Annotated in this window: 1 pseudogene; it reads right to left on the reverse strand. The window is 44.4% G+C overall.

Features of this window, described 5'->3' with window-relative positions:
- A pseudogene (locus AAEY93_RS20440) lies at positions 1-288 on the reverse strand (hypothetical protein); the annotation flags it as partial.

A 288-nucleotide genomic window follows, 5' to 3' on the forward strand; every position in this document is an offset into this window, starting at 1 on the left:
TATTAGGTTCTGACCATAGTTTGTTGACTAGCGGCACGATATCCTCGGTCAAACTGGTCATAAATACCTGACAGGGCAGCTGTGCTAGCGTTGACAATAAAATCTCAATCGCCCTATCATCAAGCTCTGCGGTGATATCGTCTAACAATACCACGGGCGTCACTCGCGATTTAAAATCATTGTTAGAGATATCCGCATCTTTTTCAGTATTAAGTAGCAGCGGCAACTGTGATAAGCGCAATGCGGTAATCAATAGCTTCTTTTCACCGCGCGATAACACATTAGCGG

The sequence above is a fragment of the Shewanella sp. CAL98-MNA-CIBAN-0140 genome, from assembly GCF_040309905.1.
In the GTDB taxonomy this organism is placed as follows: domain Bacteria; phylum Pseudomonadota; class Gammaproteobacteria; order Enterobacterales; family Shewanellaceae; genus Shewanella; species Shewanella psychromarinicola.